Source organism: Paracoccus albus, from assembly GCF_027913035.1.
GTDB lineage: Bacteria > Pseudomonadota > Alphaproteobacteria > Rhodobacterales > Rhodobacteraceae > Paracoccus > Paracoccus albus.
The window spans coordinates 1,499,218-1,515,530 of record NZ_CP115775.1; the positions used below are offsets into that span (position 1 = coordinate 1,499,218).

General features: G+C 61.6%; 15 protein-coding genes. All 15 read right to left on the reverse strand.

Annotated features, from left to right (window positions below; all coding sequences use genetic code 11):
• Nucleotides 1–3 precede the first annotated feature (3 nt).
• The 15 genes from PAF20_RS07460 to PAF20_RS07530 all read right to left on the reverse strand — a co-directional run bounded on the left by PAF20_RS07460 (nucleotide 4) and on the right by PAF20_RS07530 (nucleotide 16,299).
• Entirely contained in the window at nucleotides 4–318 is a 315-nt protein-coding gene (locus PAF20_RS07460; protein WP_271073075.1) for a Dabb family protein, read from the reverse strand.
• Nucleotides 315–1,916, reverse strand: coding sequence for a GMC family oxidoreductase (locus PAF20_RS07465; RefSeq protein ID WP_271073076.1), 1,602 nt, complete (start codon nucleotides 1,914–1,916; stop codon nucleotides 315–317). The genes PAF20_RS07460 and PAF20_RS07465 overlap by 4 nt, the downstream gene beginning before the upstream one ends.
• Before the next feature lie 11 nt (nucleotides 1,917–1,927).
• A complete protein-coding gene (locus PAF20_RS07470; protein ID WP_271073077.1) occupies nucleotides 1,928–2,677 on the reverse strand; it encodes a 3-ketoacyl-ACP reductase in 750 nt (249 codons plus the stop codon).
• Nucleotides 2,674–4,167 carry a GMC oxidoreductase gene (locus tag PAF20_RS07475; RefSeq protein WP_271073078.1) on the reverse strand — a complete coding sequence of 498 codons (1,494 nt, stop codon included), beginning with the start codon at nucleotides 4,165–4,167 and terminating at the stop codon, nucleotides 2,674–2,676. Before PAF20_RS07475 ends, PAF20_RS07470 begins: the two co-directional genes overlap by 4 nt.
• Nucleotides 4,167–5,285 (reverse strand): ABC transporter ATP-binding protein, encoded by a 1,119-nt coding sequence (locus tag PAF20_RS07480; RefSeq protein ID WP_271073079.1) that lies wholly within the window; start codon nucleotides 5,283–5,285, stop codon nucleotides 4,167–4,169. The genes PAF20_RS07475 and PAF20_RS07480 overlap by 1 nt, the downstream gene beginning before the upstream one ends.
• Nucleotides 5,286–5,289: 4 nt before the next feature.
• Nucleotides 5,290–6,171 carry a carbohydrate ABC transporter permease gene (locus PAF20_RS07485; RefSeq protein WP_271073080.1) on the reverse strand — a complete coding sequence of 294 codons (882 nt, stop codon included), beginning with the start codon at nucleotides 6,169–6,171 and terminating at the stop codon, nucleotides 5,290–5,292.
• Complete coding sequence (locus tag PAF20_RS07490) at nucleotides 6,171–7,070, reverse strand: carbohydrate ABC transporter permease (RefSeq protein WP_271073081.1); 900 nt, start codon at nucleotides 7,068–7,070, stop codon at nucleotides 6,171–6,173. Before PAF20_RS07490 ends, PAF20_RS07485 begins: the two co-directional genes overlap by 1 nt.
• Before the next feature lie 76 nt (nucleotides 7,071–7,146).
• A complete protein-coding gene (locus PAF20_RS07495) occupies nucleotides 7,147–8,403 on the reverse strand; it encodes an ABC transporter substrate-binding protein (protein WP_271073082.1) in 1,257 nt (418 codons plus the stop codon).
• Nucleotides 8,404–8,449: 46 nt separating this feature from the next.
• Nucleotides 8,450–9,973: an aldehyde dehydrogenase family protein gene (locus tag PAF20_RS07500; RefSeq protein WP_271073083.1), complete on the reverse strand. Its 1,524-nt coding sequence runs from the start codon at nucleotides 9,971–9,973 to the stop codon at nucleotides 8,450–8,452.
• A gap of 1 nt (nucleotide 9,974) precedes the next feature.
• A complete protein-coding gene (locus PAF20_RS07505; RefSeq protein WP_271073084.1) occupies nucleotides 9,975–10,745 on the reverse strand; it encodes an enoyl-CoA hydratase/isomerase family protein in 771 nt (256 codons plus the stop codon).
• Nucleotides 10,742–12,313: an acyl CoA:acetate/3-ketoacid CoA transferase gene (locus PAF20_RS07510; protein ID WP_271073085.1), complete on the reverse strand. Its 1,572-nt coding sequence runs from the start codon at nucleotides 12,311–12,313 to the stop codon at nucleotides 10,742–10,744. Before PAF20_RS07510 ends, PAF20_RS07505 begins: the two co-directional genes overlap by 4 nt.
• Entirely contained in the window at nucleotides 12,313–13,308 is a 996-nt protein-coding gene (locus tag PAF20_RS07515; RefSeq protein ID WP_271073086.1) for a Gfo/Idh/MocA family protein, read from the reverse strand. The genes PAF20_RS07510 and PAF20_RS07515 overlap by 1 nt, the downstream gene beginning before the upstream one ends.
• Nucleotides 13,309–13,387: 79 nt before the next feature.
• A complete protein-coding gene (locus tag PAF20_RS07520) occupies nucleotides 13,388–14,869 on the reverse strand; it encodes a tripartite tricarboxylate transporter permease (protein WP_271073087.1) in 1,482 nt (493 codons plus the stop codon).
• Nucleotides 14,866–15,273, reverse strand: a complete 408-nt coding sequence (locus tag PAF20_RS07525) for a tripartite tricarboxylate transporter TctB family protein (protein WP_271073088.1) — start codon at nucleotides 15,271–15,273, stop codon at nucleotides 14,866–14,868. Before PAF20_RS07525 ends, PAF20_RS07520 begins: the two co-directional genes overlap by 4 nt.
• Nucleotides 15,274–15,318: 45 nt before the next feature.
• Entirely contained in the window at nucleotides 15,319–16,299 is a 981-nt protein-coding gene (locus tag PAF20_RS07530) for a Bug family tripartite tricarboxylate transporter substrate binding protein (protein WP_271073089.1), read from the reverse strand.
• Nucleotides 16,300–16,313: the final 14 nt, after the last annotated feature.

Below are 16,313 nucleotides of genomic sequence, written 5' to 3' on the forward strand. Positions count from 1 at the left end.
GGCTCAATCCTTAACAGGAAGGTCGAAAACAAGGATACCGTCGAGGCCGCCGACAGCATTTTTAATCAGCGCATCGCCCACGCTGCGATGATCGGGGTGCGCCTGATAGGCGGCAAGCGCGTCCCAATCGGTGAAATCCGCGACGAAGCCGTGAAGATAGCCACGTTCGATCTGTTCGGGGCTTTCGCTGCGCCCCGAGGTGATCGATATCACCCCCGGCAGAACCTCACGGATGCGGCGAAGATCGGCGAAGATCGTGTCGATGGCAGCTTCCGGCACATCGTCGCGAAAGCGGATCAGGACGATATGGCGGATCATCCGCGTCCCCCGTGATCTTCCTTGATCATATCAGCGGCTTTTTCCGCGATCATGATGGTCGGCGCGTTGGTGTTGGAGGACACCAGCCTTGGCATGATCGAGGCATCGACGACGCGCAGTCCCTCGATCCCGTTGAAACGCAGGCGCGTATCGACGACCGCCGCCTCATCCACGCCCATCCGGCAGGTGCCCGCCGGGTGGTGATCGGTCTTGGCATTGGCGACGGCGTAATTGATGTAATCCTGTTCGGTCCGGACATCCGGCCCCGGCAGGACCTCACGCAGGACGAAGGGTTTCAGGGCGTCCTGACGCATGATCTCCTGCGCCAGTTTCAGGCCCTTGATCGACATGTCGCGGTCATGCGGGTCGGCCCAGTAATTCGGGTCAATCAGCGGCGCGGCCTTCGGGTCGTTATTGGCCAGCCGAACCGTCCCGCGCGAGCGTGGCCGCAGATAGGCCGAGTTCAGCGTCACGCCGCCATTTGGCATGGCTGCGACGCCCGCCTCGATTCCTGAACCCAGGCCCAGATGGAACTGGATATCGGGGGAACGCGCGCCCTCGCCCGCATACCAGAACCCGCCGGTTTCAAACAGTGACGAGGCCACCGGCCCCTTGCGCGTGAAGACATATTGCAGCCCCGCCACCACTGACCAATGCGGCTTGGCATAGCGGTCATAGGTATGCGGGCCGGTGCATTCGGCGATGACGAACAGATCCAGATGATCCTGCAGGTCCGACCCGACACCCGGCTGGTCCAGCACGACATCGACGCCAACACTGCGCAGATGATCCGCGGGCCCGATCCCCGACAGCATCAGCAAACGCGGCGAGCCGATCGCCCCCGATGACAGGATCACCTCTGCCGCCGCGTCGATCCGTATCACACCATTGCCGTCATCGACACGAATACCGGCGGCACGTCCATTTTCGACCACAATCCCAAGCACCTGCGCCCCTGACATCACCGTCAGATTCGGACGGCTTCGCGCCGGGTCCAGAAACGCCACCGAGGTCGAGGAGCGCCGCGCATGTTTCTGCGTCAGCTGGTAATAGCCCAAGCCTTCCTGATCCTCGCCGGTCATGTCGTGATTGGTGGGAATGCCAAGTTCGCGCCCGGCCTTGAAATAGGCCTCACAGATCGGCAGGGGGGCGGCGGGTTTCGACACGCCCAAAGGACCGCCCTGCCCGTGCCAGCGGTTGTTATGGGTGTCATTATCCTCGGATTTGCGGAAATAGGGCAGCACGTCCTCATAGGACCAGCCCTCGCAGCCCATCTGCCGCCATTCGTCGTAATCGAGCGCATTGCCGCGCGTATAGATCTGCGCGTTGATGCTAGAGCCGCCGCCCAGAACGCGGGCCTGCGTGAAGCGCACGACGCGGTCCTGCATATGTGTCTGCGGCACGGTTTCCCAACCCCAACTGCCGATGCCCTTGGTCATCTTGGCGAAACCGGCGGGCATGGCATAGAAGGGGTGGCGCGGTCGCACCCCGGCCTCGACAAGCAGCACGCTTGCATCGGGGTTCTCGCTTAATCGGTTGGCCAGCACGCAGCCCGCGCTGCCGCCGCCGATGATGATGAAATCGTATCCTTCGGCCATTTCGGCCTCCCTCAGAGTCTTGGAATGGACAGACCGCCATCCACGGCGATCACGCTGCCCGTTGAAAACGCCATATCGCCGCGGACCAGCGGCAGGACGGCGCGACCGATATCGGCGGGTTCGCCCCAGCGGGATGCAGGAACCAGCCCGGCTTCAATCAGCGCGTCATATTTGGACGACACGCCCGCGGTCATCGGGGTCGCGATGATACCGGGGCGCAGTTCGAAGACGCCGATCCCTTCCGCCGCAAGTCGCGTCGCAAACAGCTTGACCATCATCGAGGCGGCGGCCTTCGACATGCAGTATTCGGCGCGTTCCGGCGACACCATCTCGGCACTGACCGAGGTCACGAAGATCATACTGCGATAGGGTTCTTCGCCCTGCCCCAGCATCCGCCGCGCCACCTGCTGGGCAAGGAAGAAGTTGCCGCGCAGGTTGATGTTCATCGTCCAGTCGAAATTCTCGGGCAATATCTCCAGCATGTCGCCCCTGATCCGCGCAGGCACACCCGCATTGCAGATCAGTGAGGTCACGGGGCCAAGATCGCTTTCGACGGCATCCATCAGCGTAGGCACCTTGTCGATCCCGGTCAGATCATGCTGATAATACCGCGCATCCGGGCCAAGCTTCTGCATCACACCTTCTGCCGCATCCGGCGGCTGTTCCGCCACAATCGCCAGCTTCCAGCCCGCCACCTGCAAAGCCTGCGCGATGCCAAGCCCGATGCCCTGCTGGCCCCCGGTGATCAGCGCGACGCTCATGCCCAGTCCTTTTCGCTTATATGCCGTGCCGCCCGCAGGGACAGCGCCGCGATGGTCAGCGCCGGGTTTACAGCGGCAGAGGTCGGCAGGGTGCTGGCATCGGTGATGAACAGGTTCGGATGATCGTGACTGCGGTTATGAATATCGGTCACACTGCTGCCCGGATCGCGGCCCATTTTTGCCGTCCCGCATTGATGGCTGGGCGTGCGCCGGTCGAAGGGTTTCGAAAGCACCAGCGGATAGCCTGCCCGGCGCAATTCTTTTTTCAGCCGCGCGACAAGTGCCTCATGCGCGGTCCAGTTCGACCGTTTCCAGTCCAGCACGATCTGATCGCCTTTCAGGCTCACCCGGCTTTCGGGGTCCGGCAGATCCTCGGACATGGCGTAAAGATCAAGCGCACGGGACGAGATCGCATTCGCCACCGGCAAAGGCAAACCCGACCCGGCTTTAAGGATCGGCCCTGTCACCCGCCCGAGCATCTGGATATTGCCCAGCGGCTCACCATCCGGGCCGCCGGTTTCATAGAAATCGTTCACCATCAGCGTTTTCTGATAAACACTTCTGTTGCGCCGGAACGGATGGATCGCCAGCACCGCCGAGCAGTTATGGTTCATGAAGTTCCGGCCAAGCTGGTCGGACCGATTGGCCAGCCCGTTCGGATGCGTCTCATCCGCCGAGCGCAAAAGAAGCGCCGCCGAATTCACCGCCCCTGCGGCAAGTGCAAACAAAGGCGATTGAAGCCGCCGCGCACCATCCGACCCGCTCACATGCAGCGCCACGATCCGTCCATCCTCACCGCATTCCAGTCGGTCGGCCTGCGTCCCGGTCAGCAATGTCACATTCGGATGCCGCAGCGCCTCGGCAATACCGACCGTTTCCGCATCCATCTTGCCGCCGACAGTGTTCGGATAACCGTCCCATCCGATTTTGGCACGTTCCAACCAACGGGTGAGATCCACCCCGAGCGGAAGGTATGAGGGGTTGAGGCCGATCCCCTTCAAGCGGCGGCGCAGATCGGCGATCTCGGGCTCATCCGGGACGGGCAGGAAGGGATAGTTGCCGGAATGCGCGGGCTCTGTCGGGTCGTCGCCCAACTGCCCTCGGACCTGATACATCTCCTCGGCGGCCTGATACCACGGTTCCATCTCGGCATATGTGATCGGCCAGCCGGGGGTGGTGCCGCCCATATGGCGGATCGGGCTGAAATCGGCCTCGCGATAGCGCAGCAGCACGGCCCCATAGAATTTGGAATTGCCGCCGACATAGTAGAAATTGCCGGGGCTGAAAGGCTGCCCCTGCCCGTCGAACCAGGTTTCCTTGGGCCGGAAATGGCCCAGACCATGGATGGCATAGCCGTCCACGGCTTCGGGGCTGTCGACCATCCGCTCACCCGTTTCGACGATCAGGATGCGCTTCCCAGAGGGCGCGAGCGCCGCTGCCAGCGTCGCGCCGCCCATCCCCGATCCGATGATGATCAGATCGGCATCCATCAGTCCACGATCCTGTCTTCGGTTTCAGGATCGAAGACGACGGCCTTGTCCATATTCACGACGAAATCGAAAGGCTGACCGGGATGAACATCCACATCGGCCCGCATCCGGGCGATGCACGGCTTGCCCGACAGCAATGTATCGACATAGGTATCCGATCCAGCCGGTTCGGTCACCGTGACCGTGTTGTGCAAAGGCTGTGTGTTTTTCGCATTGCGGTCCACGCCTTCGGGATCGGTGATCGCCTCTGGCCTGATACCCAGCACGATGGGGTTGCCCAGATAGCGGCGCAGGTTCGGGCCGTTCTGGGGGAGATTCAGCAGAATCTGCTGCCCTTCGGCGCCTTTCAGTTCTGCCGCCAGCCCGCCATCAACCTCGCGCAGGGTCGCGGGAAGCAGGTTCATCGAAGGGCTGCCCATGAAGCCTGCGACGAACATATTGGCGGGCTGATCATAGACCTCTTTCGGGGTGCCAAGCTGCTGGACATAGCCCTTGTTCATCACCGCGATCCGGGTGGAGAGCGTCAGCGCCTCGATCTGATCATGGGTCACATAGACGATGGTGCTTTTCAGCCGCTGATGCAGCTTCTTGATCTCTGTCCGCATATCCACGCGCAGTTTCGCGTCGAGGTTCGACAGCGGTTCGTCGAACAGGAACACATCCGGGTCGCGCGTCAGCGCCCGGCCCATCGCCACGCGCTGCCGCTGACCGCCCGAAAGCTGCCCCGGCTTGCGGTCCAGCAGATGGTCGATCTGCAGAAGCTTCGCGACCTCGTCCAGTTTCTTCTCACGCTCGGGCTTGGGGATGCCGTGCATCTCCATCCCGAAGGTGATGTTCTGACCGACGGTCATGTTCGGGTAAAGCGCATAGCTCTGGAACACCATGGCGATGTTGCGCTTCGACGGGTGGACGTCGTTGACCACCCGATCCTTGATCGAGATCGTGCCGCTGGTGATATTCTCCAGCCCCGCGATCATGTTCAGAAGCGTTGATTTCCCGCAGCCGGATGGCCCGACAAGGACAAGAAACTCACCCTCTTCGACGCCGATATCGACCCGGTGCAGGACTTCGACATTACCGTAGGACTTGGTGACATTGTCTATATTGAGGAACGGCATCGCGTTATCCCTTCACTGAGCCGGCCATCAGACCGCGCACGAAATAGCGGCCGGCGACGATATAAACGAGCAGCGTTGGAAGTGCTGCCAGGATCGCGCCGGCGAAATCGACATTATAGGCTTTGACGCCGGTGGAACTGTTGACGAGGTTGTTAAGCGCCACGGTCATCGGCATGGAATCCAGATCGGCGAAGGATGCGCCGAACAGGAAGTCGTTCCAGATATTGGTGAACTGCCAGATGATGCAGACCACCGCGATGGGGCCCGACACCGGCAGCATGATGCGCCAGAAGATACGGAAGAACCCGGCTCCGTCCATCATCGCGGCCCGCACCAGTTCGGTCGGGAAGGCCGCATAATAGTTGCGGAAGTAAAGCGTCGAAAAGCCGATCCCATAGACCACATGGACAAGGATCAGACCCGATGTCGTGCCCGCCAGCCCGATGCTCCCCAGAACCCGCGCCATCGGGATCAGGACGATCTGAAAGGGGATGAAGCAGGAAAACAGCATCAGCCCGAACAGGATATTCGATCCCCGGAACTGCCATTTCGTCAGGATATAGCCGTTCAGCGCCCCCAGAATGGTCGAAATCGCCACAGCGGGCACCACCATCAGGATCGAGTTCATGAAGTAGGGTTTGAGCCCCGTCGCCTCGACCCCTATCTGGGCGCTGCCCCAGGCAGAGGCCCAAGGCGCGAAGGTATATTCAGTCGGCAAAGCCATCATATTGCCGCCGGTGATCTCTTCCAGCGGTTTGACCGAGTTGATCATCATGATGAAGAATGGCAGCAGATAGAACAACGCGAAGAAGATCAGCACCACATAGATGAACATGCGGGTGATGCGGCCGGTGCGGATGGCCTGGTCCTGTGCGCCCATGGACATCACTTCTGCTCCTTCAACTCGGCATAGACGTAAGGCACCATGATCGCGGCGATGCCCATCAGCATGATCACTGCGGATGCCGCACCGACGCCCATCTGGTTTCGGGTGAAGGTATAGGAATACATGAAGGTCGCGGGCAGTTCGGTCGCCCGGCCCGGCCCGCCGCCTGTCAGCGCGATGACAAGATCATAGGATTTGATGGCGAGGTGGGCCAGGATCACAAAGGCAGACAGGAATGCCGGGCGCAGCAGCGGGATCACGATGCGCCGATACAGGTTCCAGTTCGACGCGCCGTCGATCTGGGCGGCTTTCAGCATTTCGTTGTCAATGCCGCGCAGGCCCGCAAGGAACATCGCCATCACAAAACCGGATGACTGCCAGACCGCCGCAATCACCAGCGTATAGATCGCGTAATCGCGGTCCTTGATCCAGCCGAACTCGAAGCTTTCCCAGCCCCACATATGCATCGTGTTTTCCAGCCCGATGCCGGGGTCTAGCAACCATTTCCACGCCGTCCCCGTGACGATGAAGGAAAGCGCCATCGGATACAGATAGATCGGGCGCAACATCCCCTCGCCCCGGATCTTCTGGTCGAGGAAGATCGCCAGCAGCAGCCCGATGGCAATGCAGATCACGATATACAGCGTCGCGAAGATCGCGAGGTTGATCAGTGCGGTGGTCCATGCCGACAGGCCGAACAGCCGCGCATAATTGTCGAAACCAACCAGATCATAGCTGGGCAGCATCCGGCTGTTGGTGAAGGACAGATAGACCGTATAGACGATGAAGCCATAGACAAAGACCATCATTGCCGCCAGCGAAGGCGACAGGACCAGCTTCGGCAGCCAGTTCTGCAATATGGTACGCATGTCCTGTGGCGCGCGGGTGGACCCGGCCATGAAAACTCCCCCCTGAAATTTTCGTCATGCTTTGGGATGCGGCGGCAAGGCGCAAGGCCCCGCCGCCGCGAAAGGCTTACATCGCGCCTTCGACCGCGTTCAGCATTTCTTCGGCAGCTTCCTCGCTGCTGTATTCGCCGTTGAAATGCGCGGTGATGACGTCATACATCGCGTTTTTCACCGCCGCCGGGTTGGCGTGGCCATGCCCCATGGAGCCGAGCAGTGTCCCGGCCTCGGAGGCCGCTGCCAGATCCTTCATGCCCTGCTTGCCGCAATCGTCGAAGCCTTCATCCGAAACGTCGGTCCGCGCCGGAACAGAGCCTTTCACCTGGTTGAATGCCGCCTGGAATTCCGGCGACTCCGCAGCCTTTGCCATTTCAAGCTGTGCGGTACGCGCACCTTCGTCATCCTGCTTGAACATGACGAACTGGTCGCTGTTGAAGGTCACCACGTCCTCGGTTCCGGGAACGCGGAAGCACAGGAAATCCTCGCCCGGCACCAACTCGGCCCGCAAAAATTCGCCCTTGGCCCAGTCACCCATGATCTGGAAAGCGGCCTCATCATTGATGACCATCGCCGAGGCGAGGTTCCAGTCGCGACCCGAGAAGTTCTCATCCACTAATTCACGCAGCTGACCCATCTTGTTGAAGGCGTCGACCATCTCTGGCGAATTCAGCGCCTCGGGGTCGAGGTCGATCATCGAAGCCTGATAGAATTCCGGGCCGCCTGCGGCCAGAACCGCGCTGTCGAAGATCGTCGCTTCCTGCCAGGGCTGACCGCCATGAGCGAGCGCGACCTTGCCGGAATCCTTCACTGCCTGCAAAGCTGCAATGAATTCGTCCCAAGTGGTCGGCTGAGCGATGCCAAGTTCGTCCAGAATGCCCTTATTCGCCCAGACCCAGTTGGTCGAATGGACGTTGACCGGCGCCGCGATCCAGTTGCCATCCGGTTTCGAGAAACGCTGAAGCGCCTCTGGAATAACTTCATCCCAGTTCTCGGCTTCGGCGGCCTCGTTCAGGTCAGCCAGAACATCGCCCTGTTCAACCCAGTCGAGGATATCAAAGCCCAGCATCTGCACGGCAGTCGGCGGGTTGCCAGAGGTGACACGGGCACGAAGCGCGGTCATCGCCGCCTCACCGCCGCCACCGGCGACGGGCATGTCCTGCCAGCCGATGCCTTTCGATTCCAGATCCTCTTTCAGCACGTTCAGCGCAGCGGCCTCGCCACCTGCGGTCCACCAGTGCAGAACCTCAACCTCTTGCGCAGAAGCCGCCCCGGCCATCAGACCCAGAGACATTGCCGCAGTTGTCGCAAGTTTCATTTTCAAACGCATGGTTTCCTCCCTATAGCGTTATCTTTTATCGCTAACATTCTGTCTGTCAGCTGTCACGCACCCAGTTTGCGCGTCCGCGTGCAACACGCAACTGGATCGTTTTAACTTCCAGATATTCCTCCAGCCCGTAGCGCCCCAATTCGCGGCCCTGCCCGCTTTCCTTCACCCCGCCAAAGGGCATTTCGGCAAAGCCGTCCATCCAGGTATTCGTCCAGACGGTGCCCGCCTGCACCTTGCGGCTGAAGTTCAGGCAGGTGTGGATATCGCGGCTCCAGACGCCTGCCGACAGACCGTATGCCGCGTTGTTCGCCAGTGCGATGGCCTCATCCTCGTCCGAGAATGTCAGAACCGACAGGACCGGGCCGAAAACCTCTTCCTTGGCGATGGCCATATCGGGGGTCACATCGGCAACCACGGTCGGGCCATAAAAGCGCCCGTCCAGCCCCTCGACGTTCAGCGCCTCGCCACCCATCAGAACCTTCGCGCCGGCCCTCTTGGCCTCCTGAACATAGCTGTCGATCTTTTGCTGATGCGCGTCAGAGATGATCGCGCCGACCTGCGTGCGTTCATCCATCGGGTCGCCGAAGGGGACCTTTTCGGACAGGGACGTGACCTTGGCCAGCAGGCCATCGGCCACATCCTGATGCACGATGATCCGGCTGCCGGAATTGCAGCATTCGCCCATGTTGAAATAGACGCCGAAGACAATCGCATCCGCCGCCGCATCCAGATCGGCATCGGGAAAAATGACCTGCGGGTTCTTGCCGCCAAGCTCCAGCGAGACCTTTTTCAGCGTCCCCGCCGCCGATTCGACGATTTTCTTGCCGACGGCTGTCGAGCCGGTGAAGCTGACCATATCCACACGCGGATCGGTCGATATCAGCGCGCCGACCGGATCGCCATAACCCAGCACGATATTCACCACGCCTGCGGGAATGCCCGCCTCGATCAGCAATTCGCCAAGGATCACCGTGGTGGAAGGGGTCATTTCGGACGGCTTGATCACCGCCGTGCAGCCCGCCGCGAGGGCAAAGGGCAGCTTCTGGCTGACGATCAGAAAGGGAAAGTTCCAGGGCGTAATGATCCCCGCCACGCCGATCGGTTCTTTCAGCACCACTCCCAGCATATCCGGGCCGAGGTTATTGTGGCTTTCGCCATGCACCATCCGCGCCAGCGATGCCGCATAGCGCCACAGATCCGCCGCGCCTTCGATCTCGCCGCGTGCCTGCGCAATCGGTTTGCCGGATTCCAGAACCTCAAGCACCGCGATCCGCTCACGCTCGCGGTCGATCAGATCGGCCACCTTGTTCAGCAGCGCCGCGCGGTCCTTGCCCGGGCTTTCACGCCACGCCCCATCATCGAAGGCCGCACGCGCGGCGGCAATAGCAGCTTCGGTTTCAGCTTTGCCGCCTTTGGCCGATGTGCTGACGGTCACGCCATGCGAAGGCGACACGCGGTCAAACGTCGCGCCATCGGCGCTGTCCTGCCAGTCACCATTGATCAGGTGGCGGCCGGTAAAAGCTTCGGGAAGTTCTGCGCCGCTGGCGCCGATTACAGTCATCTTGGTCATATCAGGTCCCCGGAAAGGCGGGTTTGCGTTTCTCGGCAAAGGCGGCGACGCCTTCGGCTTTGTCATCTGTCGCGCCGATCATGCCCGCGCCAAGCGCCTCGATCAGTGCGGCCCGGTCTTCATTCGCACCGGCATGTATCATGTATTTCGCCACCTCCGTCGCGCGGGGTGAGGTTGTCATTAGCTTCGCCGCGATCACCTGCGCCGTGGCCAGCGGATCGTCCGAGACCTCGGCCACAAAGCCGCAATTCAGCGCCCGGTCGGCACCGATCATGCGCCCGAAGACGGCCATTTCCTTCAGCATCGGTTCAGGGATCAGCCGCGCCAGACGCTGCGTTCCCGACCAGCCCGGCACAATTCCGACCTGCGACTCCGGCAAGGCCAGCGTCGCGCCGGGGGCCATCACCCGAATGTCGCTGCAGGCCGCCAGTTCCAGCCCGCCACCGAAGGCATGGGCATGGATAACCCCGATCACCGGCTTCGACAGCCGGGCAAGGCGATCAAAGATGCGATGCCCATCGCGCACCCAATGCCGCGCAAAATCAAAAGGCGACAGCGGCGCCCATGCCTTGATATCGGCACCTGCGCAGAAGGCGCGATCCCCCTCGCCCCGCAGAATCACGCAGCGGATCGCCGGATCACGCTCCAGCGTCGCGCAATGGGCGTCAAGCTGGGTCAGCATATCCGGCGTGAAGGCATTCAGCCGCGCCGGATTGTTCAGCACCAGCGTGGCGATGCCACCATCGGTTGCAAGATCAAGCGAGGCAGTCATAGCGACAGCTCCAACGCCGCTTTCGACAGCAGCGATTTCGGCATCTCGGTGGCATTCTCCGCCAGTTTCACCCGGCCCTGAGAGGCTTCGACAATATCGCGCTGCGCCTCGATCCCCGGCATGATCTCGGTCGCGATCAGACCATCGCGAGTCAGCCGGATCACGCAACGCTCGGTCACATAAAGGACCTTCTGCCCCGTTTCGACGGCGCGACGGCCCGAGAAGGTGACATGCTCGACCGCTTCGACCATCTTGGTGAATTTGCCGGGCTTGCGGACGCGAAGTCCGTCCTCGGTCAGATCCAGATCGGCCCCGGCTTCGAAGAAACCGGAAAAGACAATTTCGGGGGCATTGGCCGTTATGTCGACAAAGCCGCCGCAACCCGCTGTCAGGTAAGGCTTTTTACCAAGCTTCGAGACATTCACATTCCCCTCCACATCGACTTCGAGGAAGGACAGGAAGGACAGGTCGAACCCGCCGCCCTGAAAGAAGGTGAATTGCTGCGGCGATGGCACGAACGCATCGGCGTTGGACGCGCAGCCGAAGGCGAAGCCGGTCAGGGGCATCCCGCCGACCGCGCCCTGTTCGATGGCCCATGTCACCGCGTCGGGGTGTCCGGCTTCCAGCAGGATGCGCGGCACCATGGCGCTGATCCCGAATCCCAGATTGGCGGTCTGGCCGCGCTTCAGCTCCATCGCGGCGCGGCGGGCGATGATCTTTTCGACACCATATTCCGCAAGACTGAAACTGTCCCATGGCCGCATGATCTCACCCGAAATCGCCGGATCGTAAGGCGTTTCGGTGGTCTGCATCTGATCTTCGGCCAGCACGATCAGATCGACCAGATGACCCGGCACATGCACATCATGCGGGCGCAGCGATCCCCGCGCCGTGACCCGTTTGACCTGCGCGATAACCAGCCCGCCATGGTTGCGGGTGGTGATCGCCTGTTCCATGCCGCCCAGATATGCGCCTTCATGTTCATAGGTCAGGTTGCCATGTTCATCCGCCGTTGTGGCCCGGATGATCGCAACCTGCGGGATAATATTGGGGAAATGCAGCCAGGTCTGACCGTCGAAGTCGCGCCGATGCACGATGGGTTGTTCAGCGGCACGATCATTCATCGCGCAGCCTTCGCGGATCGGGTCGGCAAATGTATCCAGCCCCACCTGAGTCAGCACGCCGGGACGACGTGCGCCTGCATCGCGGTTCATGTCGAACATGATACCGGAGGGTACGTTATAGGCCGCGACCCGGTTTTCGACGACCATCTTCCAGATCTCCGGCATCTCCAGCGAGGACGGCCCCGACGGATAGGACCCGGCCAGAATTCGCGCCAACAGCCCATCTTTGGCGATATGGTCGATGCCCTTCACGCCATACATGTCCCCCGCCGCGATGGGATGCAGCGTAGTCAGGTTCTGCGGATGGCCTTCGGCATCGAAGCGTTGACCAATGGCCGCCAGCACCGCGTCCGGACAACCAAGCGCCGAGGATGACGACACCGTCACCACGGCCCCATCCGGTATGCGCGACGCGGCCTCTGCCGCAGAGACGAGCTTCGACATCACTTCTCCCCGTAATCCACTGCCGTCCGCTGACCCGTCCGGGCCGCCTCCGCCACCGCCAGAGCGACGGCCAGCGATGCGATCCCGTCGCGGCCCGTCGCTGCTGGCTGGCCTTTGCCTTCGACTGCCGCGCCGAACAGGCGGGCGCTGCGGGGATAGACCTCTTCAGGATCGAAGGCGACAGGAGTGACCTCCTTACCACGGCGCAGCATGATCTCGCCGCCGGGGCCCTGCATGACCTCACGCGCGATGATCGAGCCTTCTGTCCCGTGGATCTCGATCCCGGTGCCGGCATGGGCGTGGGTGAAGCTTTCATGCGCCATCACCTGCGCGCCTGACGGCATCGACCAGACCGACATCACGCTGTCCTCAACACCCTGCCCCAGCCCGCCAGAGGTTGCCTGCGCGACGACATCAACCGGGTCTTCGTCCAGATAGAAGCGCACCGTGTCGGCGTCATGAACAACGATATCCAGAATCACACCGCCCCCCGCGCCGGCATTGTCGATGCGCCAGCCCTGCAACTGCTCCGGCAGATGCACCGCATGGAACACGCGCAAGCTGAGGACCTGGCCGATCTCACCCTTCTGCACCAGATCGCGGATGGCGCGGTGATTGGCGCCGTTGCGCAGATGGTGGTTCGTCGCAAAGACCAACCCGGCATCTTCGGCGGCCTTCACCATACGCACCGCATCCGCGATATTCATCGCCAGAGGCTTTTCACACAGCACATGCTTGCCCGCCTTGATCGCGGCCATGGCCTGATCGAAGTGCTTTTCGTTCGTGGAGGAGATATAGACCGCATCCAGCCCCGGCAGCGCCAGCAGCTCATCAATGCTGGTCGTCGCGTTGGGAATGTCGTTCTTCGCCGCAAATTCATCCGCGCGTGACTGCCCGCCGCTTTGGACCGCGATCACCTCATGCCCGTTTTCGCGGAATGCCGGAATCATGCGAACCTCGGCAATATTGCTGGCACCGATCAAACCCAATTTCATCGAAATCCCTCCCCAACCGATCAAAATTTGGACCGTTCCAAAATTTTCTAACCTCACCCTTCGATTCGGTCAAGTCGGCCTAGCGCCGGCGCCAGGCCTGCCAGATCGACAGAAGGATCAGCAGACCTGTTGCGATGGTAAAACCACAGGCGATCGGCCGTTCCAAAAACACCATCGCATCACCGCGAGAGATAAGAAGCGCACGCCGCAAATTCGTCTCGATCAGCGGGCCAAGCACGAAGCCCAGCAGCAGCAGCGCCGGGCTGAAACGCGCGATGGCCAGCAGGTATCCGGCCAATCCGATCAGTGCCACGGCAACGATATCAAAGGCCGAGCCGCGCACCGAATAGACGCCGAGGCAGACGAAAATCAGGATCGCGGGATAGAGAAACCGGAAGGGAATGCGCAGCATCGACACCCAGATACCAATCAGCGGCAGGTTCAGGATCAGCAGCAGCAGGTTGCCGATCCCGAAGCTGACGACGAGACCCCAGAACATTTCCGGCCGCGCCTCCAGCATCAGTGGTCCGGGCTGGACGCCGTGGATCACCAACGCGCCCAGCATCAAGGCCATGATCGGATCGCCGGGGATCCCGAGTGTCAGCGTCGGCACAAAGGCCGTGATCGAGGCGGCGTTATTCGCAGCCTCCGGTCCCGCGACACCTTCGACCGCGCCATTGCCGAAGCGCTCAGGACGGCGGGCGATACGTCGCTCCATCGCGTAGCTGAGAAAGCTGGACAGGGTGGAACCCGTGCCGGGCAATGCACCGAAGAAGCTGCCCAGCCCGGTGCCGCGCAGGGTCGGCCCGATCATCCGGCGCAGATCATCCCGCGTCGGCATCATCTGGCGCAGGCTGACCCGTTCCGGGGCCGCCTGACGTTCGGCATCGCGGATATTGGCGATGACCTCTGCCACGCCAAAAAGGCCCATCGCCAAAGCCACAAGGTTGATACCGTCCATCAGCTCTGTCTGGCCGAAGGTGAAACGCTGCGCGCCGGAATTCACATCCGTTCCGACACAACCAAGGATCAGGCCAAGCACAACCATCGCAAAGCCCTTCAGCGGGCGGTCGGAACCGATGGTCGATGCCGCGACAAGACCAAGGATCATCATCGCCGCGTAATCCGCCGCACCGAAGGCGGTCGCGGCATGGCTGAGCCAGCCGGCAAGCACCACCAGCACCACGATGCCAAGGATCGAACCCGCGAAAGAGGAAACCATTGAAACGAACAACGCCACCCCTGCCCGTCCCTGCCGCGCCATTGGATAGCCGTCCAGCGTCGTCACCGCCGATTGTGGCGTCCCCGGCAGGCGCAGCAGGATCGAGGCGACCGCACCGCCATATTGCGCCCCGTAATAGACGCCGGCCAGCATGATCAGCGCCGCCTCGGGCGTGATGTAATAAGTGATTGGCAGCAGAAGCGAGATCGCTGCCATCGCCCCGATCCCGGGCAGCACACCGATGAAGGTGCCCAGCGTCACGCCCAGCAGGCAATAGATCAGCACGCCCGGTTGCAGGGCGACGCTGAAACCATATGCGATTCCTTCCAGTGTGGTCATGGCAGCCTCAGCAATACCGGCAGGCTCATCTTCAGACCCAGCACGAAAACGAGATAGGTCAGCGCTGTGACGACGACCGCCAGCACAATCCGCCAGAGCCAGCCTTTATGCGGTGCCGGCAGCGAGGCAACAAGCACGGATGCAAAGCAGGCCAGCACGACACCGAGCCGTGACATCCCCAGACCAAAGATCAATATGGCGGCAATCACCGCTGCCGCGTCCCACCACCGGATCGGCTGGGCCTCAGCACGCCTTCGCCATGCCGGAATGGCGATACCGACACCAAGAAGCGACAACAGGACGCCGAGCGTGACCGGAAAGAAGCCGGGGCCCATCGCGCGGACGGTGCCGAAATCCAGCCGCAGCCCGGCATGGATGGCAACACCCACGCCGAGCAGGGCCATGACGGCCCCACCACAGATATCCGCCCAGTCACGATGCATCCCGGCTTACTGCGCCTCGATACGGTCGAGGACACCGCCCCACATCGCTGTGTCATCGGTGATCCGCTGGCTCAGATCCTCGGCGGAGCCGCCAGCGGCCTGCCAGCCCATATCCAACAGTTTCTGCTGCACGCTCTCATCGGCGAGGATCGCGTTGATCTCGGTATTCAGGCGGGCAATGATCGCTGGATCGGTATCGGCGGGGGCAATGAATGCGTTCCAAAGCTCTGCCTTGAAATCATCCGGCATACCGGCATTTCCGGCAATAACCGGCACGTCGGGGACTTGTGCGAACGGCTCTGCCGAGGTGACGCCCAGCATCTTCATCTTACCGGCCTCGACATGAGGCAAAGCTGCCGACGGGGCCATGAAACCTGAATCGATCTCACCACCCATGATCGAAGTCGTGACTTCGGCATAAGCGGTGAAGGGAACATGCAGCATCTCGATCCCGGCTTCGCTGTTGAACAGCTCTGCCGTCAGATGCGCGCCGGAGCCCTGCCCGACGGAACCGAAGGACAATGCACCCGGTTCGGCTTTCGCCAGATCGACGAAGCCCTGCAGATCATCGGCCTCGCTTTCGGCATTCACCGCCAGCACCAGCGGCGCTGTGGCGATCAGTGATATCGGCGCAATATCCGCCTCGACATCATAGCCGATATCGGGCACCAGCCGGGGCGAGGTCGTCAGCGGGCCGTTGATCGACGTGCCAATAGCATGACCGCCATCCGCATTGGCCAGCATCTGCTGGATGCCGATCACACCGCCCGCGCCTGGTTTGTTTTCAACGACAATGGGCTGACCCAGCTTCTCTGCCAGCGGTTCGGTGATGATCCGTGCCAGAAGATCGGGCGAAGACCCCGCCGGGAAGCCGACATAGACGTGAACGGGCTCACTAGGCCATTCGGCATCCTGCGCAAGCGCGGGCGATACGAAAGCGGCGGCACCTATTGCCAGTGCGGCGCGGCGGGTCAGTTGAGTGAACATAAATTTTTCCTCCT